17 protein-coding genes are annotated in these 18157 nt (G+C 59.8%); 10 read left to right on the forward strand and 7 right to left on the reverse strand.

The features are described from left to right. Positions 1-137 precede the first annotated feature (137 nt). The 5 genes from deoC to ACF0H7_RS26905 all read right to left on the reverse strand — a co-directional run bounded on the left by deoC (position 138) and on the right by ACF0H7_RS26905 (position 4671). Positions 138-908, reverse strand: coding sequence for a deoxyribose-phosphate aldolase (gene deoC / locus ACF0H7_RS26885; RefSeq protein ID WP_397449861.1), 771 nt, complete (start codon positions 906-908; stop codon positions 138-140). A 135-nt stretch (positions 909-1043) separates the two neighbouring features. Then, positions 1044-1961, reverse strand: coding sequence for a ChaN family lipoprotein (locus ACF0H7_RS26890; RefSeq protein ID WP_397449862.1), 918 nt, complete (start codon positions 1959-1961; stop codon positions 1044-1046). 12 nt (positions 1962-1973) lie between these two features. Next, positions 1974-2741 carry a heme ABC transporter ATP-binding protein gene (locus ACF0H7_RS26895; RefSeq protein WP_397449863.1) on the reverse strand — a complete coding sequence of 256 codons (768 nt, stop codon included), beginning with the start codon at positions 2739-2741 and terminating at the stop codon, positions 1974-1976. Continuing rightward, positions 2741-3778 carry a FecCD family ABC transporter permease gene (locus tag ACF0H7_RS26900; protein WP_397449864.1) on the reverse strand — a complete coding sequence of 346 codons (1038 nt, stop codon included), beginning with the start codon at positions 3776-3778 and terminating at the stop codon, positions 2741-2743. Before ACF0H7_RS26900 ends, ACF0H7_RS26895 begins: the two co-directional genes overlap by 1 nt. Then, complete coding sequence (locus ACF0H7_RS26905; protein WP_397449865.1) at positions 3775-4671, reverse strand: hemin ABC transporter substrate-binding protein; 897 nt, start codon at positions 4669-4671, stop codon at positions 3775-3777. The genes ACF0H7_RS26900 and ACF0H7_RS26905 overlap by 4 nt, the downstream gene beginning before the upstream one ends. A 231-nt stretch (positions 4672-4902) precedes the next feature. On the opposite strand from ACF0H7_RS26905, the gene ACF0H7_RS26910 reads away from it, so the two are divergent. Beyond that, on the forward strand, positions 4903-5232 hold the full coding sequence (locus tag ACF0H7_RS26910) for a Rieske (2Fe-2S) protein (RefSeq protein ID WP_397449866.1): 330 nt from the start codon (positions 4903-4905) through the stop codon (positions 5230-5232). On the opposite strand, the gene sfsA is transcribed toward ACF0H7_RS26910, so the two are convergent. Then, positions 5229-5948 carry a DNA/RNA nuclease SfsA gene (gene sfsA / locus ACF0H7_RS26915; RefSeq protein WP_397449867.1) on the reverse strand — a complete coding sequence of 240 codons (720 nt, stop codon included), beginning with the start codon at positions 5946-5948 and terminating at the stop codon, positions 5229-5231. The genes ACF0H7_RS26910 and sfsA overlap by 4 nt on opposite strands. Beyond that, positions 5948-7120 carry a pyridoxal phosphate-dependent aminotransferase gene (locus ACF0H7_RS26920; RefSeq protein WP_397449868.1) on the reverse strand — a complete coding sequence of 391 codons (1173 nt, stop codon included), beginning with the start codon at positions 7118-7120 and terminating at the stop codon, positions 5948-5950. Before ACF0H7_RS26920 ends, sfsA begins: the two co-directional genes overlap by 1 nt. A gap of 355 nt (positions 7121-7475) precedes the next feature. On the opposite strand from ACF0H7_RS26920, the gene dksA reads away from it, so the two are divergent. From dksA to panC, 9 genes are all read left to right on the forward strand, one after another. Continuing rightward, positions 7476-7922 carry an RNA polymerase-binding protein DksA gene (gene dksA / locus ACF0H7_RS26925; protein ID WP_397449869.1) on the forward strand — a complete coding sequence of 149 codons (447 nt, stop codon included), beginning with the start codon at positions 7476-7478 and terminating at the stop codon, positions 7920-7922. A 69-nt stretch (positions 7923-7991) separates the two neighbouring features. After that, on the forward strand, positions 7992-8879 hold the full coding sequence (gene gluQRS / locus ACF0H7_RS26930) for a tRNA glutamyl-Q(34) synthetase GluQRS (protein ID WP_397449870.1): 888 nt from the start codon (positions 7992-7994) through the stop codon (positions 8877-8879). 110 nt (positions 8880-8989) lie between these two features. After that, positions 8990-9166: a hypothetical protein gene (locus tag ACF0H7_RS26935; RefSeq protein WP_010796831.1), complete on the forward strand. Its 177-nt coding sequence runs from the start codon at positions 8990-8992 to the stop codon at positions 9164-9166. After that, positions 9150-12104, forward strand: coding sequence for a sensor histidine kinase (locus ACF0H7_RS26940; RefSeq protein WP_397449871.1), 2955 nt, complete (start codon positions 9150-9152; stop codon positions 12102-12104). Before ACF0H7_RS26935 ends, ACF0H7_RS26940 begins: the two co-directional genes overlap by 17 nt. A 22-nt stretch (positions 12105-12126) precedes the next feature. Then, complete coding sequence (locus ACF0H7_RS26945) at positions 12127-13569, forward strand: sigma-54-dependent transcriptional regulator (RefSeq protein ID WP_397449872.1); 1443 nt, start codon at positions 12127-12129, stop codon at positions 13567-13569. A 729-nt stretch (positions 13570-14298) separates the two neighbouring features. Next, the gene (locus ACF0H7_RS26950) at positions 14299-15708 is read left to right on the forward strand and encodes a polynucleotide adenylyltransferase PcnB (RefSeq protein ID WP_397449873.1); all 1410 of its coding nucleotides are present in this window, start codon (positions 14299-14301) and stop codon (positions 15706-15708) included. A gap of 2 nt (positions 15709-15710) precedes the next feature. After that, positions 15711-16184, forward strand: a complete 474-nt coding sequence (gene folK, locus ACF0H7_RS26955; protein WP_397449874.1) for a 2-amino-4-hydroxy-6-hydroxymethyldihydropteridine diphosphokinase — start codon at positions 15711-15713, stop codon at positions 16182-16184. A 322-nt stretch (positions 16185-16506) separates the two neighbouring features. Further along, the gene (gene panB, locus ACF0H7_RS26960; RefSeq protein ID WP_397449875.1) at positions 16507-17307 is read left to right on the forward strand and encodes a 3-methyl-2-oxobutanoate hydroxymethyltransferase; all 801 of its coding nucleotides are present in this window, start codon (positions 16507-16509) and stop codon (positions 17305-17307) included. Next, positions 17304-18155, forward strand: a complete 852-nt coding sequence (gene panC, locus ACF0H7_RS26965; RefSeq protein ID WP_397449876.1) for a pantoate--beta-alanine ligase — start codon at positions 17304-17306, stop codon at positions 18153-18155. The genes panB and panC overlap by 4 nt, the downstream gene beginning before the upstream one ends. Positions 18156-18157 lie beyond the last annotated feature (2 nt).

An 18157-nucleotide genomic window follows, 5' to 3' on the forward strand; every position in this document is an offset into this window, starting at 1 on the left:
TCGATGATTTGAAATACCAGTGGTTCGGAATCTCAGATTATCTCCTCATCAGGCTAATCACGGTTATTGACCCGGCAGTTTTGCCGGGTCTTTTTTTGCATGAAAAACGCTGATAAAAAAGCTCTGCCCAACGTCGATCAACCGCCCGGCGCCAATACGCCCAGGCCCATCAACAGATCATCCCGCAGGCTGGCGCCACCAAATCGCACGTGATTAGCATTGACCCAATGCGGACCAAAGCGTGACCGTGCCAGCTCGAGATAAACCCGCGCCTCCTCAAAGGTGCGCATCCCTGCCGTGACTTTCAGCCCCCCCTGCCCACCTATTTCGGCGATGACTTCGAGAATGATCCGCGCGGCCTGGGATGAAGCGCCGATGATCGCCTTATCGGAGTGGGTGTCGATAAAGTCCGCGCCCGCCGCAATGATGTCCTCGCAGGCTTTGCGGATCAGCTGCGGATCTTTCAAATGACCGGTGTCCAACACCACCTTCAGCACTGCGCGATCTCCGCACGCGCTCCGACAAGCACTGACCATGTCCTTGCCGTTCTGCCGGTCGCCAGTCAGCAATTGGCGATGTGGGTACATCAATTCGATCTCGTCCGCCCCCCAGACCAGCCCGATGCGTGTATCGGTTACCGCCGTCTCGATATCCGCTTTGCAATACGGGTGGTTGACGACAGCGGCGACCCGAACCGTCTCACCGTGCAACTTATTCAGGGTGCGGCGCGCCAGTTGCACGGCATTTGGATAGACGCATACCGCCGCCACCAGACCCACGGGAGTGACCGCACGCTGGCAGATTTCGATGATACGTTGCTCGTTGCCCTTGGCGTTGAGTGACGTCAGGTCCAGTAGCCCGATCATTTGTCGGGCCATTTGTTCGTCCTGCGAAGTTAGATGTTTCATCCTGTTCAGTCCCCTTCTGCGACACGCGGGACAATAAACGAGAGCGGCACGGCAAATTTGCTCGATCGGCGAACAAGGAACAGGACTACAGAACTAAGAGACGGATCCGAATAAGAAAGGGCGGTAGCGATCCGGTCAGGGCTTTTTCGACTGATCACGCCATTGCGCGCAGTAATCCTGATCCGGCAATGCGGCAGTGAACCAGACGTAATCCGCCGAGCCCGGTTTCACCTCATCGCCGACTTGCGTCAGCAACAGCACCACCGTGCCTTGGTTGGCGCCCAGATCCAGCAAATGCGTGGGCACACCAATGTCCTTGCGCGCGTGGTAAGTACCCGCGAACAACATGGCCGGTGTTGGCGCCGCCAGTAATCGTTGCGCCATGCGTCGGTCGCGTTGCTGCTGAACGGCCAGCATGGCGGGTAAATGCTCTTCCGGCAGTTGCCCACAATGGGACGCGCGAATCTGCTCGAGCAACGGCTCACGCACGGTCGATGCCGTCGAATGCTGGCCGGTCAACGTCGGAGGGTTCGAGTAGAGGTGCTTGATTTCATCAGGGTCGAGGTTGGCTGCCAGCAGCGGATACGGTTGGCCCAAGGCATAGCGCAGGATCGGCCCGTATAACGCCCAATCCCAGCCCGGTTGCCACGCCAGGTCGGTTGGCAGATCGGCAGACACTTTCGATTGGCGGTAATTGACCTGCAAGGCGTCAACGCGGGCCTGTTGATTTGGATTGAGCATCTCTAGCAACAGGCTGCCTTGCGCGCGCCGGTCGCTCAGCACCTGCAACAGCCACAGCTGCAATGCGTGATGGTCGGGGTTGTCATGCTGTTCGCCTACCAGCACCCGGGGCGCTCGCGCCAGACGGTCAGCCAGTTGCTGCGCCGTCAGTTGCTCCCCGCTGTTTAGATCACGAATCATGCCCAAGTCCACATGCTCATGCCCGATGGGGCTTTGCCAAGCCGGTATATTCCGCAACGGAGGGGTTGCTTGGCAAGCGCTCAGGGCGACAACTGTCGCAGTCACTACCACCCGCGTGAGAAAACGATGCATGGTCTGCGCCTCTTAACGGGCAATGATCAGGGGATGGCCACGCTCCGGGTGCGACTGCACCAGTACCTCCAGCCCAAAAACCGCCTTGAGCGGTTCCGGCTGCAGAACGACCGCCGGACGCCCCTGTGCATATGCTCGCCCGCCAGCCAATAACAATAGACGATCACAGTAGCGTGCCGCCAGGTTGAGATCGTGCAGGATGACCAGCACCGCGGCCCCACGGTCGGCAAACTCGCGAACGGCCTGTAAGGTGGTGTGTTGATGCAAGGGATCGAGCATCGAAGTCGGCTCATCGAGTAACAGCGTCTGGCCACTTTCTCCCGGCCACAGTTGCGCCAGCACACGCGCCAGATGCACGCGCTGACGCTCACCACCCGACAATGCCAGGTAACTACGCCCTTCAAGGTGCGCGGCATCGGCAGCAGTCAACGCGGCACGAATGACTTCGGTATCCCGAACCCGTCCGCTGTCGTGGGGCAAGCGCCCCATTGCCACCACTTCCTCGACCCTGAAAGAGAAACCCAGCGTCGAGCTTTGTGGCAACACCGCCAAACGTCGCGCTCGCTCGGGGCCGCTCCAGTCCGCCAACGGCTGCTGATCAAGCCAGACCTGACCTTGCGTCGGCTTCAACTCGCCGCACAGGGCGCCGAGCAATGTACTTTTGCCTGCACCATTGGGGCCGAGCACACCGAGCACCTCGCCTGGATGCAAGTCCAGCGTGATGTCGGTCAATACCGTGTCGGTGCCGCGCTGAATCTGCAGCTTTTCCGTGCGCAGCATCAGGTGCGCCCCTTCACGAGCAAATACAGGAAGAACGGCCCCCCGAGGAAAGCGGTCACGATACCGATCGGCAGCTCTGCCGGCGCCAGCACCAGACGCGCAAAAAGATCGGCGAACAGCAACAGACTGGCACCGGCCAATGCCGACGCCGGCAACAGCACCCGGTGATCGGGCCCCGCCAGCAATCGCACCAAATGCGGCACGATCAGGCCAATGAAGCCAATCATCCCAGCCGCTGCAACCGCCGCGCCGACGCCTAGAGCGGTGCAGAAAATCAGCTCGCGCTTGAGACTTTCCACGTCAACGCCCAAATGCCGGGCTTCCGACTCGCCCAACAGCAGCGCATTCAGCGCCTTGGTCCGACGCGGCAGCCAACCGATGATCAGCACACACACCAGCAACAATGGCCACAGCCGGGCATAACTGGCGCCATTCAGGCTGCCGAGGTTCCAGAAGGTCAGCGTGCGCAAGGTGGCGTCATCCGCCAGATACGTGAACAGGCCGATGGTCGAACTGGCCAACGCCGTCAAGGCAATCCCCGCCAATAGCATGATGGCAACGCTGGTTTGCCCGTCGCGACGCCCTAGCCGATAGACCATCGCGGTCACGCCCAGACCGCCAATGAACGCACACGCGGATAACAGGTACGGCGCAAACACCTCCGGCAACCCACCAAACGCCGCACCGCCAACAATTGCCACTGCCGCACCCAATGCGGCACCGCTGGACACGCCGACCAACCCCGGATCGGCCAATGGGTTGCGAAACAAACCCTGCATGGCCACGCCCGACACCGCTAACACCGCGCCCACCGCCAGCCCCAGCAGCGTGCGCGGCATACGGATCTGGCCGAGAATCAATTCCGCCTGCTCCAGCCCCGCGCCCGCTACCGGCAGCCCTGACAGACGCAATCCGGCCTTGGCGATATCAACCAGTGGCAAGCTGACCGGCCCCAACGCCAGTGACAGCCAAAAGGCGATAAAGCACAGCACACTCAGCCCGATGAATAACGCGCGCGGCTGTACAAGCACTTTCATGGTTGTGGCTGAGCCTTGGCGTTCATCGGTTCTTTATCGGGGTACAACGCGCTGGACAGCTGTTGCAGGCTTTGCGGCAAGCGGGGCCCGAGTCCACCGACCAACAGGGTCGGGTCCATCTCCACTAAACGTCCGTCCCGCGCCGCCTTGGTCGCGGCCAGCAACGGATTCTCCTTGAGCAGTGCCTGCTGCGCCGCTTCACCGTGCAGCGCGCGGTCTGAAAATATCAGCACTTCGGGATTGAGCCCGGCCATGGCTTCCACGGAGAACACCTTGTAGCCGCTGTGCGTGGCGAGGTTACGTCCGCCCGCTTGTTTGATTACCCAGTCGCCGACCGTGCCGGTGCCGGCAACCATCGGCTTGGACCCGGCATGCCCCACCAGCAGCAACACCCCCGGCGCCGTGTGTTGCTGCTGAGCCGTTGCGACCCACGCCTGCTGGCGTTGCAACTGCTGCTGGAACGCATCGACCAACTGCCCGGCCTTGGCCTCGGCACCGAGCAATTGCCCCAGGCGTTGTACGTTGTCTTTCATTGCGGGCAACTGCGCATCAGCCGACAGCACTTCCACTCGAACGCCGGCTGCCTTGAGCTGCTCGAGCACTGGCGGCGGGCCCATTTCTTCGGTGCCTATCAGAATATTCGGGCGCAGACTGAGGATGCCCTCGGCAGACAATTGGCGCTGGTAACCAATACTGGGCAGCGCTTTGAGCGTGTCCGGATGCAAGCTGGTGGTATCGACACCAACCAGTTTCGATTCGCCGCCCAACGCCACGACCCACTCCGACATCGCGCCACCGGCACTGACCCAACGCGTCGGCAACTCGGCCGCCAGAGCGAATTGATTGATAAGCAGCCCGACACAAAGGGCAATCAAACAGGCCTGACGACGCATAACGAGGTTCCTTTTTGAGGTATGCACACACTGTAGGAGCTGCCGCAGGCTGCGATCACGCCGTAACATTCATCGCGTTATAGTGCCGATCGCAGCTTGCGGCAGCTCCTACGGTAGACTGCGTTGTAAAAAGCGCACTAGTTGATAATTATTTGCATTCGCGCGTCAAGGCCGATTATTTCCGGATGGAAACCCATTTACGAAATGTCCTACGCGCGTCAGGAGCCAAACATGGAGTTTCTCTGCACTTCAGACCATTTGCCTGAATCCAGAAGCCGAGGCTTTGACATAAATGGACGCAATCTGCTGGCGGTTCGCCGCGAAGGGCAAGTCTTCGTCTACCGCAATCGCTGCCCACACCGTGGTGTGCCGCTGGAGTGGCAAACAGACGAGTTTCTCGACACCAGCGGCAGCCTGATCCAGTGCGCCACTCATGGCGCATTGTTTCTGATCGAGAGTGGTGAATGCGTGGCCGGGCCTTGTGCAGGAGCGTCGCTGAACAGCGTTGCCTGTCGCGAAGATGCCCGAGGCATCTGGATCGAGCCAGCGTCCGAAGACTAGCGATCACCCCCCAGATGCACCACCAGCTTACGGTCGACGCGCACCTCTTCGGGGGTCAGGCTGACACCGTAAGCCAATACCTCGACCCCGGCTGCCACTGCCTCCCGTAATGCGAGCGCGTAGGCCAGGTCGATTTCTTCGGCCGGACGAACAGCTTCGATGCCGGTCAGGTTGACGCAGTACAACAGCACGGCACGAATGCCCTCCCGCGCCAGCGTCGCCAATTCGCGCAGGTGCCGCGCGCCGCGCTGGGTCACGGCATCGGGGAAGGCGGCGATCGGTGAGTCGTCAAAACCCAGGGTCACGCTTTTGACTTCCAGAAAAACCGGACCGTCTGGATAATCCAGGCGGAAATCGACCCGACTGTTTTCCTGCCCGTAGGCCACCTCGCGCTTGAGCGCAGTAAAGCCGTTCAATTCGCTGATCACCCCCGCCAGCAGCGCTTCCTCGACCAGCTTGTTGGCGCGCCCGGTGTTCACGCAGGCAAAGCGCCCTTGCGGGGTTTCGCTGATTTCCCAGGTGCCCGGTAGCTTGCGCTTCGGGTCATTGGAGCGGCTGAACCAAACCCGCCCGCCCGGCGCCATGCAATTGAACATCGAGCCGGTGTTCGGGCAGTGAATGGTCAGCTTCTCGCCGCTGTCGGTTTCGATGTCAGCGAGAAAGCGTTTGTAACGAACCAGCAGACGACCGTGTTCAAGCTCTGGAGAAAAACGCATCAGCCCTGCCAACTCCGCAAACCACGGGCAATCCGTTCGACCGCTTCCTGCAAACGCGGCAGGCTCTGGGTGTAGGCGAAACGAACGTGGTGGCTGGCCTGGTAACGCCCGAAATCCACGCCCGGCGTGATCGCCACGTGCTCGGTTTCCAGAAAGTGCCGACAGAAGGCAAACGCATCGCCGCCGAACGCATTGATGTCGGCATATAGGTAGAACGCCCCTTCCGGTTCGACCGCGATTCCGAAGCCCAACTCACGCAAGGCCGGCAGCAGAAAGTCGCGACGGCGCCCAAACTCGGCGCGACGCTCCTCGAAAATCGCGATGGTTTCTGGTTGGAAGCACGCCAGCGCGGCGTGCTGAGCCATGCTCGGGGCACTGATATAAAGGTTCTGCGCCAGTTTCTCCAGATCGGCCACCGCGTCGTCCGGTGCCACCAGCCAGCCCAGACGCCAGCCGGTCATGCCGAAGTACTTCGAGAAACTGTTGAGGACGAACGCGTCGTTGTCGACTTCCAGCACACTGGCGGCCTCGCAACCATAAGTCAGCCCGTGGTAGATCTCGTCCACCACCAGATGGCCATGACGCACTTTCAGGGCTGCCGACAGTGCCGCCAGTTCATCACGCTGCAACAAGGTCCCGGTAGGGTTGGCAGGCGAGGCCACCAAAGCACCGACACTGTCCTGATCCCAATGCCGGGCAATCAGGTCCGGCGTCAGTTGATAACGCACGTCGGGGCCAACCGGCACCAACTGCGCCGCGCCTTCGACAAGACGCAAGAAATGGCGGTTACACGGGTAGCCGGGATCGGCCAGCAACCAATGTTTGCCCGGATCGACCAGCAGACTGGTGGCCAGTAACAAGGCGCCTGAGCCACCAGGGGTAATCAGAATTCGCCGGGGATCGACATTGATGTTGTAGCGTTGCTGGTAAAAACCCGAGATGGCTTCGCGCAATTCGGGAATACCCCGTGCGGCGGTATAGCGGGTTTTGCCGTCGGCCAATGCCGCCTGACCGGCCGCGATGATCGGTGCCGCCGTGGTGAAGTCCGGCTCACCGATCTCCAGATGGATGACATCGTGACCGGCCGCCTGCAGTTCATTGGCCCGCGCCAGCAGCGCCATCACATGAAAGGGTTCGATAGCGCGACTGCGCGCACTGTAGGAGTGAGCCATGAGCCATCCTTAAAAGAGGGGAAGTCTGAATGCTGTTCGACTGATCCTACCAAACCGACCGGGCAACAGCCCGCTTAATAAAAATTCGGGCACTAACGAACCCACCCTGAGGTCAAAAAAACCGAACACACGCGGGCGCGAAGACTAAAATCATCTTCCAGTACCGTGTTTTAAACGCGAGGCTCAAGCACTACTGACTTGATAAGCTAAACAGACGCTGGCGGGCTCGACAACCGGGAGTAGCGCACTCCGATTTGATCTGGTAAGTTCGCCCGCTTGCAGCCGCAGGGCCGGCAGGTGTCGGTGACGTTTTTTTCCTGCGCATATGGATAGAAAAGCGAGAGGCGGTCCCTTCATGTCCACCCTAGAAAAGCAGCAAAGCAAAGCAGTCGCTCCGGGCTTCGAACCTTACGTTGAAAGTAAAGGTGAGGAGTACATGGGCGCTCCAATGCGCGCCCACTTCACCAAGATCCTGCATAAATGGAAGCAGCAGTTGATGCAGGAAGTTGATCGCACCGTGGATCATATGAAGGACGAAGCGGCCAACTTTCCTGATCCAGCAGACCGTGCCAGCCAGGAAGAGGAATTCAACCTGGAACTGCGCGCGCGTGACCGCGAGCGCAAGCTGATCAAGAAGATCGACAAGACCCTGCAATTGATTGAAGACGAAGAGTACGGCTGGTGTGACTCGTGCGGTATCGAAATCGGTATCCGCCGACTCGAAGCCCGCCCTACCGCTGACATGTGCATTGACTGTAAGACCTTGGCAGAGATCAAGGAAAAGCAGGAAGTTGGTAAGTAAAATACGAAGGGGTGCTCAGGCGCCCCTTGTTGTTTCTGGCGTTACTGAATTCCAGTAGTATCAACGCCCATGAAATCCCCCTCCTACATCGGGCGCTTTGCGCCGACCCCCAGCGGCTATCTGCATTTCGGCTCACTGGTCGCAGCACTGGCCTCGTACCTCGATGCGCGCTCGGTCAACGGGCTGTGGCTGATGCGCATGGAAGACCTCGACCCGACACGCGAAGTCGCCGGGGCGCAAGCAGCGATCCTGCATGCCCTGGAGCACTACGGTTTCGAGTGGGACGGCGAACTGATCAAGCAAAGCCAGCGCCACGACGCCTACGAACAGATTGTCCAGCGCTGGTTCAGCCACGGCCTGGCGTATGCCTGCACGTGCTCGCGCAAACAACTGGAAGATTTTCAGGGCATTTACCCGGGCCTGTGCCGCAACCTTGGGCACGACCCCGATAGCGCCGCGATCCGCATCCGCGTCCCCGAACTGGAATACCGCTTCGAAGATCGGGTCCAGGGTCTGTATTCGCAGCATCTGGGGCGTGATGTCGGTGACTTCGTAATTCGTCGCCGTGATGGTTTGTACGCCTATCAACTAGCCGTAGTGATCGACGATGCCTGGCAGGGGGTGACTGATATCGTCCGCGGCGCCGACTTGCTCGACTCCACGCCTCGCCAGCTCTACCTGCAGGAGTTGCTCGGCTTCCCGCAACCGCGTTACCTGCATCTACCGCTGATCACCCAGCCCGACGGCAACAAACTGGGCAAGTCCTACCGCTCTCCACCACTTCCGGCAGATCAAGTGACTCCCTTGTTGTTGCGCGCCCTGCGTGCGCTGGGTCAGAAGGCGGGTGATGAATTGTCCTACGCCAGCTCGCGAGAAGTCCTCGACTGGGGAATTCGCCACTGGGATGCGACCTTGGTACCCCGCACGCGAAGCCTGGCCGAAGCTGAGTTAAGCTGAGTTAGAGCGGTCGCACGGCACAAGTCTCAACTGAGATCAAAACGCCTCTTGCAGGTTGGCCGCCATCCAGTACCATCGCGCACCTTGAAGGTGCGCTTGAGGAGGCCAGCATGTACATCTATCGATTGGTCCTGCTCCTGGTAGTGGGCATCTATTTGTTCTCCCCAGCCATCATGGACTGGTGGATTGATCCAACTGGCGCATGGTATCGCCCGTATTTGCTCTGGCTGATTCTGATCGTCGTGACCTTTATTTTGCAGAGTCAACGAGATGCCGATGAGCTTTAGCCTGACCCAGATGATTCTGGTCAGCGCCGCCTACTTGCTGGTGCTGTTCAGCGTTGCCTGGATCAGTGAACGTGGCCTGATTCCGCGCTGGATCATTCGTCACCCACTGACCTACACCCTGTCACTCGGGGTGTACGCCAGCGCTTGGGCGTTCTACGGCACCGTAGGCCTGGCCTATCAGTACGGCTATGGTTTCCTGTCCAGCTATCTCGGTGTGTCCGGCGCCTTCCTGCTGGCGCCGGTGTTGCTGTACCCGATTCTCAAGATCACCCGCACTTACCAGCTGTCCTCGCTGGCCGACTTGTTCGCCTTTCGCTTTCGCAGCACCTGGGCCGGCGCGCTGACCACTATTTTCATGCTGATCGGCGTGCTGCCCTTGCTCGCGCTGCAGATCCAGGCGGTGGCGGACTCCATCGGCATTCTGACCCGCGAGCCGATTCAGAACCGCGTGGCTCTGGCGTTCTGCGCCCTGATCACCCTGTTCACCATTTTCTTCGGCTCGCGTCATATCGCCACCCGTGAGAAACACGAAGGGCTGGTGTTCGCCATCGCCTTCGAATCGGTGATCAAACTGGTGGCCATGGGCGGTGTCGGGCTCTATGCCTTGTACGGTGTATTCGACGGCCCGCAAGCACTGGAACAATGGCTGCTGCAAAACCAGACCGCCCTCGCCGCGCTGCACACACCGCTGCAAGAAGGACCGTGGCGCACGCTGCTGCTGGTGTTCTTCGCTTCGGCGATCGTGATGCCGCACATGTACCACATGACCTTCACCGAAAACCTCAACCCGCGCTCGCTGGTCAGCGCCAGTTGGGGTTTGCCACTGTTCCTGCTGCTGATGAGCCTGGCGGTGCCGCTGATTCTCTGGGCTGGCCTGAAACTGGGCGCCAACACCAGCCCTGAATACTTCACCCTCGGCATCGGCATCGCGGCCAACAATAAAGCCTTGGCGTTGATGGCCTATGTCGGCGGCTTATCCGCCGCCAGTGGGTTAATTATTGTCACCACCCTGGCGTTGTCCGGGATGGCCCTCAACCACCTGGTGCTGCCGCTGTATCAGCCGCCAGCCGAGGGCAACATCTATCGCTGGCTGAAATGGACACGCCGCGCCCTGATCGTCGCGATCATCATGGCCGGTTACGGTTTCTACCTGCTACTTGGCAAACAACAGGACCTGGCCAACCTCGGCATTGTCGCGTTCGTCGCCACCTTGCAGTTCCTGCCGGGCGTATTGTCGGTCCTGTACTGGCCCGCCGCCAACCGACGCGGCTTTATTGCGGGACTGCTGGCCGGGATCATCGTGTGGATGGTCAGCATGCTGCTGCCACTGGTCGGCAACTTCCAGGGCTTTTACATCCCCGTACTGAACATGATTTACGTGCTCGACGACACCAGCTGGCACATGGCAGCCATCGCCTCGCTGGCCGTCAACGTGCTGATGTTCACTCTGATCTCGTTGTTCAGTAACGCCAGCCCGGAAGAAGCCAGCGCCGCCGAAGCGTGCGCCGTCGACAACGTGCGTCGCCCGCAGCGCCGTGAACTGCATGCGGCCTCGCCGCAGGAGTTCGCCACGCAACTGGCCAAGCCGTTGGGCGCCAAGGCAGCGCAGAAAGAGGTCGAACAAGCGCTACGCGACCTCTATCTGCCGTTCGACGAGCGCCGCCCTTATGCACTGCGCCGCTTGCGTGACCGGATTGAAGCCAACCTCTCGGGCCTGATGGGTCCGAGCGTCGCCCAGGACATGGTCGAGACTTTCCTGCCGTATAAATCCGGCAGCGAAAATTACGTCACCGAAGACATCCACTTCATCGAGAGTCGCCTTGAGGACTACCACTCGCGACTCACCGGCCTCGCGGCTGAGCTTGATGCTCTGCGCCGCTATCACCGTCAGACCTTGCAAGAACTGCCGATGGGCGTGTGCTCGCTGGCCAAGGACCAAGAGATCTTGATGTGGAACAAGGCCATGGAAGAGCTGACCGGGATCGCCGCACAGCGGGTGGTCGGTTCGCGCCTGGAAACCATCGTCGACCCGTGGCGGGAGCTGCTTCAAGGCTTTATCGATCTTCCCGATGAGCACTTGCACAAGCAGCGCCTGGGTCTGGACGGTCAAACCCGTTGGCTGAACCTGCACAAAGCGGCCATCGACGAGCCCCTCGCCCCCGGAAACAGCGGCCTGGTGCTGCTGGTCGAAGACTTGACCGATACACAGATGCTCGAAGACAAGCTGGTGCACTCCGAGCGGCTGGCCAGCATCGGTCGCCTGGCGGCAGGCGTGGCTCACGAAATCGGCAACCCGATCACCGGCATCGCCTGCCTCGCGCAAAACCTGCGCGAAGAGCGTGAAGACGATAGCGAATTGACTGAAATCAGCAGCCAGATTCTTGAACAGACCAAGCGGGTTTCGCGCATCGTTCAGTCGCTGATGAGCTTCGCCCACGCCGGCAGCCATCAACATTCCGACGAAGCGGTATGCCTGGCCGAAGTGGCGCAGGATGCCATTGGTTTGCTTGCACTGAATCGGCGCAATTACGAGGTGCAATTCTTCAACCTGTGCAACCCCGAACACTGGGTAGACGGCGACCCGCAAAGACTGGCGCAAGTCTTGATAAACCTGCTTACCAACGCCCGTGACGCCTCCCCTGCAGGCAGCGCGGTACGGGTCAAAAGTGAAGTGTCCGAACACACTGTCGATCTGATCGTAGAAGACGAAGGCAGTGGGATACCCAAGGCAATCATGGACCGATTGTTCGAACCATTCTTCACCACCAAGGACCCCGGAGAAGGCACCGGACTGGGCCTCGCACTAGTCTATTCCATCGTTGAAGAGCATTATGGACAAATCACCATCGACAGCCCGGCTGACGCCGAGCGCCAACGCGGTACCCGAATTCGGGTGACACTACCGCGTCATGTCGAAGCGACGTCCGCTGTGAACTGAGACCGTCGAGAGTATCGAATCAATGCCGCACATTCTGATCGTCGAAGACGAAACAATTATCCGCTCGGCCCTGCGACGCCTACTGGAACGTAATCAGTATCAGGTCAGCGAAGCCGGTTCAGTGCAGGAAGCTCAGGAACGTTTCACCATTTCATCGTTTGATTTGATCGTCAGTGACTTGCGCCTGCCTGGCGCGCCCGGCACTGAGCTGATCAAACTGGGTCAGGGTAAACCCGTCCTGATCATGACCAGCTACGCCAGCCTGCGCTCCGCCGTGGACTCGATGAAGATGGGCGCGGTGGACTACATCGCCAAGCCTTTCGATCACGATGAAATGCTCCAGGCCGTCGCGCGGATCCTGCGTGATCGGCAGTCGATTCAAAGCCTGCAAGCCGAACGTGCCGCCAACCCTGCCAAATCCGGCGGTGCCGACAAAGGCGCTGTGGATAACAGCAATGGCGAAATCGGCATCATTGGTTCGTGCCCGCCGATGCAGGATCTGTACGTCAAGATCCGCAAAGTGGCGCCGACCGATTCCAACGTGTTGATTCAAGGCGAGTCCGGTACCGGTAAAGAGCTGGTCGCCCGCGCCCTGCACAACCTGTCCAAGCGGGCCAAGGCACCGATGATTTCGGTGAACTGCGCCGCGATCCCTGAATCCTTGATCGAGTCCGAACTGTTCGGCCACGAGAAAGGCGCGTTTACCGGTGCCAGCGCTGGTCGCGCCGGTCTGGTTGAAGCGGCTGACGGCGGCACCCTGTTCCTCGACGAAATCGGCGAGCTGCCACTGGAAGCACAGGCGCGTTTGCTGCGCGTGTTGCAGGAAGGCGAAATCCGCCGCGTGGGTTCGGTGCAATCGCAAAAGGTTGATGTGCGCCTGATCGCCGCGACCCACCGCGACCTCAAGAGCCTGGCCAAGGTCGGTCAGTTCCGCGAGGACTTGTACTACCGCCTGCACGTGATCGCGCTGAAATTGCCTGCGCTGCGCGAGCGTGGTGCCGATGTCAACGAAATTGCCCACGCCTTCCTCGCCCGCCAGAGCGCGAAGATCGGGCGCACCGACCTCAAGTTTGCCGCCGACGCGGAACAGGCGATTCGTCATTACAGCTGGCCGGGTAACGTTCGCGAACTGGAAAACGCGGTCGAGCGCTCGGTGATTCTGAGTGAAAGCTCGGAAATTTCTGCAGAACTGCTGGGCATCGATATCGAACTGGGTGACCTCGACGATGATGACTTCATCGGCCTGGCACCCCAGCAGAACCCGACTGGCAGTGCCGCCAGCCACGAGCCGACTGAAGACCTGTCGCTGGAGGACTATTTTCAGCATTTCGTCCTTGAGCATCAGGACCACATGACCGAAACCGAGTTGGCGCGCAAACTCGGCGTCAGTCGCAAGTGCCTGTGGGAACGCCGTCAGCGCCTGGGTATTCCTCGACGCAAAACCAGTGTCGCCAGCGAGAGCTGAGTAAAAAGTAACGCGGGAGGCTCTGGCACAGGGCCTCCCCCGTCTTTACACAACTGTTACCTTCAACGTGTTGCGTAACAAGAGCCGGGGTTTACGGTAACGAAACCCCGGCTTTTTTTGTCTCACAAAAAATGCCTGATGCCCGCAAAGCCCCGGTTTTACAGGGATCTCAAAAGTTGGCATGGGTTCTGCTATATGCTTAGTACAAGAACAATAAAAACCAGTGTTAACAAAACGACAATAAAAATAAGACGTATCGACTCACGCATAACAAGAACAACACGGCGGAGGCGCAGCTAACTGATTCTTTTGGAGAGGAGTTGTTTTTGGGGCTTGCCCCACGACCAGGCCGAGAATAATAAAACGCTACCCTAAGGTAGAACGCCTGAACTGGTTGGATCGAATGATCATAGCAACGCAGCGACCAAAGCAATCCGTTTGCTCTTGACTCCCGATTGGGAGGTTTCACAGGGTAGACCTGTGGAGTGGGCACTCAACAAAAATAAAAAGCCCGACTGAATAATAAAAATAAAGCGCAAACACTTTGGGGGAGCTTCGGCTCCCCCAGTAGCTTCTGCTGGAAACCCCCGCTTTAGCGCAAAAACCTTCGTATCACATCGCCACTGTTCGCAGCTTCCTACACCATCCCCCGACTAAATGCTAGAATCCCCGCCCATCGTGCGGTCATTCCTTATATTTGGCCGAATATTCCTTCAAACAGTGCATCCCATGCTGAAGAAGCTGTTCTCGTCATTCCGTTCACCGCTGCGCCGGCCACAACCTACGCAACACATTCGCAGTACGCCTGAAGTGCTCAGCAGCAGCCAACATTCGCTGCAGCGCAACCAGTTCAGCCGTTACGCTGTAAGCATTGTCGAGCGTCTGCAAAACGCCGGTTATCAGGCCTATCTGGTCGGTGGCTGCGTGCGCGACCTGATGCTGCATATCGAGCCCAAGGACTTCGACGTCGCCACCAGCGCCACGCCGGAGCAAGTGCGTGCCGAATTCCGTAACGCCCGGGTCATCGGCCGTCGCTTCAAACTGGTCCACGTCCATTTCGGTCGTGAAATCATTGAAGTCGCAACCTTTCGCGCCAACCATCCGCAAGACGATGAGGAAGAAGACAGCAATCAGTCTTCCCGCAACGAAAGCGGACGCATCCTGCGCGACAACGTGTACGGCACCCTGGAAGAGGACGCGCAACGCCGCGACTTCACCATCAATGCCCTGTATTACGACCCGGTCAGCGAACGCATCCTCGATTACGCCAATGGCGTACACGACATCCGCAATCGCCTGATCCGCCTGATCGGCGATCCGGAACAACGCTACAAAGAAGACCCGGTGCGCATGCTGCGTGCCGTGCGTTTCGCCGCCAAGCTGGATTTCGGCATCGAGAAACACAGTGCGCTGCCGATTCGCAATCTGGCGCCGATGTTGCGCGATATCCCGTCTGCGCGCCTGTTCGAAGAAGTGCTGAAGCTGTTCCTGTCCGGATACGCTGAGTCCACCTTCGAAATGCTGGTCGACCTTGAGCTGTTCGAGCCGTTGTTCCCTGCCAGCGCCCGCGCACTGGAACTGAACCCGACCTACACCCACACGCTGATCAGTGAAGCGCTGGCCAATACCGACCTGCGCATTTCGCAGAACAAGCCGGTTACCCCCGCCTTCCTGTTCGCCGCCCTGCTCTGGCCCGCCCTGCCGGCCAAAGTGATTCGTCTGCAGGATCGCGGCATGCCGCCGATTCCAGCCATGCAGGAAGCGGCGCACGAGTTGATCGTCGAACAGTGTCAGCGCATCGCGATTCCCAAGCGCTTCACCATGCCGATCCGCGAGATCTGGGACATGCAGGAGCGTCTGCCACGTCGCTCCGGCAAACGTGCCGATCTGTTGCTGGACAACCCACGCTTCCGCGCCGGTTACGACTTCCTGCTGCTGCGTGAATCCGCTGGCGAAGAAACCGACGGCCTCGGCGAATGGTGGACTGATTACCAGGACAGCAACGACAGCGAACGCCGCGACATGATCCGCAACCTCGGCAGCAAGGCTGACGGCGAAGGCACCGGTCCGCGCAAACGTCGCCGCAGCAGTGGCGCCAAACGCAAGCGCTCCGAAGATGCCTCCAGCGCGTCGGAATAGAGATGGAACGTGTCTATATCGGCCTGGGCAGCAACCTCGCTGACCCGGCCGAGCAACTGCGTAATGCGTTGACCGCGCTGGCACAGCTTTCCCACAGCGAGTTGGCTGGCGTGTCGTCCTTTTATGTCAGCGACTCACTGCTGCCGGGCCAGCCGCGCTACACCAATGCCGTCGCGGCACTCGACAGCGCGCTTGAGCCGCTGGCCCTGCTGGATGCCTTGCAAGCCATTGAGCTGGACCAGGGCCGCGAACGCCATGAACGCTGGGGCCCGCGCACACTGGACCTCGACATTATTCTGTTCGGCGATCGTGTGATCGACGAGCCGCGCCTGAAAGTCCCGCATTACCATCTGCACGCCCGACCGTTTGTCCTGTATCCGCTGGCCGAACTGGTGCCCAACCTGCAGTTGGCGGACGGCCGCAGCCTGAACCAGCTGCTGGCAGAATGCCCGTTCGTCGGCCTCGAACGCCTCTGACACCCGGCCTGTAGGCGTCGGGCTTGCCCGCGATAGCGGTATGTCTGACACAACGCATCAAGCCGATCGCAGGCAAGCCAGCTCCTACAGATAGCGCTAGCTCGTAACACCGAGGCGGTAACAGGCTACACAGAACGGTAACACCCGCAATTGACTTCACGCCCCCTCCTCACGAAGATAGGCGTCCCGCAGATCCCTACCGGGTAAAAGGGCGTAAATCAGGCCATGGATAAACATCCCCAAAGAGGATGTGCCTGTTTTTTCAGATGATCTCACGCGTTGTTCGCAGTTGTTTTCACAGCGCCTGAATGAGGATTTTTTCATGCCAGACATTACCCTGACGACCCTGCAGAGCCTCAAGCAGAAAGGTGAAAAAATCACCATGCTGACCTGCTATGACGCCACGTTCGCCCACGCAGCCAGCCAGGCCGGTGTTGAAATCCTGCTGGTCGGCGACTCGCTGGGCATGGTGCTTCAGGGCCATGACAGCACGTTGCCCGTGACCAATGCCGAGATGGCCTACCACGTTGCCTGCGTTAAACGCGGCAACCAGGGTGCGTTGATTCTCGCCGACCTGCCGTTCATGGCTTACGCCACCCTCGAACAAACCTTCGCCAACAGCGCCCAGTTGATGCAGGCCGGTGCGCACATGGTCAAGGTCGAAGGTGCGGCATGGCTGGCCGACCCTATCCGCCAACTGGCTGAACGCGGGATTCCGGTGTGCGCGCACCTGGGCCTGACGCCACAGTCGGTCAACATCCTCGGCGGTTATAAAGTACAAGGTCGTCAGGAAGCCCAGGCGCGTCAGATGCGTGCCGACGCCATTACGCTCGAGCAATCGGGTGCGGCGATGATTCTGCTGGAATGCGTTCCCAGCGAGCTGGCCCTGGAAATCACCCAGGCAGTGAAGATTCCGGTCATCGGCATCGGCGCCGGCAGCGCTTGCGACGGTCAGGTATTGGTCATGCACGACATGCTCGGTCTCTCCATCAGTGGCCGCGTGCCGAAGTTCGTGAAGAACTTCATGATGGGCCAGCCGGATATTCAGTCGGCTTTCCAGGCGTATGTAACGGCGGTCAAAGCAGTGAGCTTCCCGGCAATTGAACACGGATTTTCGGCATGAACACAGTAAAAACCGTCCGCGAGTTGCGCGCGGCCGTCGCCCGCGCACGCAGCGAAGGTAAACGTATCGCCCTGGTTCCGACCATGGGCAATCTGCACAGCGGGCATGCGGCGTTGGTGGTCAAGGCGGCTCAGCGCGCGGACTTTGTGGTGGCGACGATTTTCGTCAACCCGCTGCAATTCGGCCCCTCCGAAGACCTGGCGACCTACCCGCGCACGCTGGCTGCAGATCAGGAAACCCTGCTGCAGTCCGGCTGCCACCTGCTGTTCGCCCCCACCGTGGACGAAATGTACCCCCACGGCATGGACGACCAGACCCGCGTCAGCGTCCCGCATCTGTCCGAAGGCTTGTGTGGCGCCAGCCGTCCAGGCCATTTCGAAGGCGTGGCGACGGTCGTCAGCAAGCTGTTCAACATGGTCCAGCCTGACCTGGCTATTTTTGGCCAGAAAGACTTCCAGCAACTGGCGGTGATTCGCGCACTGGTGCGTGACCTGAACATGCCAATCCAGATCATCGGCGAACCGACCGTGCGTGCTGCCGATGGCCTGGCGCTGTCATCGCGCAATATGTACCTCAGCGAAGAACAACGCACGGCAGCACCGGCACTGTATGCGGCCATCAGCCAGATCGCCGAAGCGATTCAGAACGGTGAGCGCGATTTCAGCCGCCTGCTCACTGCCGGGATGGATCAGATCAAGGCCGCCGGGTTCCGCCCCGACTACCTGGAAATCCGCGACGCGACCACCCTGCGCCCGGCCACCCCGGATGATCTGGACATTGCCATCCTCGCCGCAGCCTTCATGGGCACTACCCGTTTGATCGACAATCTGCACCTGACCAAGGAATAAAC

It is taken from the genome of Pseudomonas sp. NA-150, assembly GCF_044336365.1.
Classification (GTDB): Bacteria; Pseudomonadota; Gammaproteobacteria; order Pseudomonadales; family Pseudomonadaceae; genus Aquipseudomonas.

Coding starts and splice junctions, on each gene's coding strand:
- ACF0H7_RS26905 (WP_397449865.1), bottom strand. CDS start 4,671: ATGCGTCGTCAGGCCTGTTTGATTGCCCTTTGTGTCGGGCTGCTTATC.
- ACF0H7_RS26945 (WP_397449872.1), top strand. CDS start 12,127: ATGCCGCACATTCTGATCGTCGAAGACGAAACAATTATCCGCTCGGCC.
- ACF0H7_RS26895 (WP_397449863.1), bottom strand. CDS start 2,741: ATGCTGCGCACGGAAAAGCTGCAGATTCAGCGCGGCACCGACACGGTA.
- ACF0H7_RS26950 (WP_397449873.1), top strand. CDS start 14,299: ATGCTGAAGAAGCTGTTCTCGTCATTCCGTTCACCGCTGCGCCGGCCA.
- folK (WP_397449874.1), top strand. CDS start 15,711: ATGGAACGTGTCTATATCGGCCTGGGCAGCAACCTCGCTGACCCGGCC.
- dksA (WP_397449869.1), top strand. CDS start 7,476: ATGTCCACCCTAGAAAAGCAGCAAAGCAAAGCAGTCGCTCCGGGCTTC.
- gluQRS (WP_397449870.1), top strand. CDS start 7,992: ATGAAATCCCCCTCCTACATCGGGCGCTTTGCGCCGACCCCCAGCGGC.
- ACF0H7_RS26910 (WP_397449866.1), top strand. CDS start 4,903: ATGGAGTTTCTCTGCACTTCAGACCATTTGCCTGAATCCAGAAGCCGA.
- deoC (WP_397449861.1), bottom strand. CDS start 908: ATGAAACATCTAACTTCGCAGGACGAACAAATGGCCCGACAAATGATC.
- ACF0H7_RS26940 (WP_397449871.1), top strand. CDS start 9,150: ATGCCGATGAGCTTTAGCCTGACCCAGATGATTCTGGTCAGCGCCGCC.
- ACF0H7_RS26935 (WP_010796831.1), top strand. CDS start 8,990: ATGTACATCTATCGATTGGTCCTGCTCCTGGTAGTGGGCATCTATTTG.
- ACF0H7_RS26890 (WP_397449862.1), bottom strand. CDS start 1,961: ATGCATCGTTTTCTCACGCGGGTGGTAGTGACTGCGACAGTTGTCGCC.
- ACF0H7_RS26900 (WP_397449864.1), bottom strand. CDS start 3,778: ATGAAAGTGCTTGTACAGCCGCGCGCGTTATTCATCGGGCTGAGTGTG.
- panB (WP_397449875.1), top strand. CDS start 16,507: ATGCCAGACATTACCCTGACGACCCTGCAGAGCCTCAAGCAGAAAGGT.
- ACF0H7_RS26920 (WP_397449868.1), bottom strand. CDS start 7,120: ATGGCTCACTCCTACAGTGCGCGCAGTCGCGCTATCGAACCCTTTCAT.
- sfsA (WP_397449867.1), bottom strand. CDS start 5,948: ATGCGTTTTTCTCCAGAGCTTGAACACGGTCGTCTGCTGGTTCGTTAC.
- panC (WP_397449876.1), top strand. CDS start 17,304: ATGAACACAGTAAAAACCGTCCGCGAGTTGCGCGCGGCCGTCGCCCGC.